Source organism: Streptomyces aurantiacus JA 4570, from assembly GCF_000414115.1.
Taxonomy (GTDB): Bacteria; Actinomycetota; Actinomycetes; order Streptomycetales; family Streptomycetaceae; genus Streptomyces; species Streptomyces aurantiacus_A.
The window spans coordinates 1-286 of sequence record NZ_AOPZ01000292.1 but is presented as its reverse complement, the minus strand read 5'-3'; the positions used below and the strand labels follow the sequence as shown (position 1 = coordinate 286).

Below are 286 nucleotides of genomic sequence, written 5' to 3'. Positions count from 1 at the left end.
CGGTCCACGCCCGAGGGCCCCGCACCTGGCGCAGGTGCGGGGCCCTCGGGCGTGAACCGGGCGGCGGTCAGCCGGTGTTGCGCAGCCCCGCCGCGACACCGTTCCCCGCTGCCGCTTGAGCAGCGCGACCTGGAGGTAGGAGATCGGGTCCAGGTAGGCGTCGCGGATCGCGAAGGTCTGCTGGAGCACCGGGTTGGAGTCGAGCAGCTTCTCGCCGCCGGTGACGCGCAGGACCTCGGCGACGGTGAGCGCGTGCTCGGCCTCGATGACCGAGAAGACGTGCTTG

Annotated in this window: 1 pseudogene; it reads right to left on the bottom strand. The window is 72.7% G+C overall.

What is annotated here, in order from left to right:
* Positions 1-67: 67 nt before the first annotated feature.
* Positions 68-286 (bottom strand): annotated as a pseudogene (locus STRAU_RS41695) (phosphoenolpyruvate carboxylase); the annotation flags it as partial.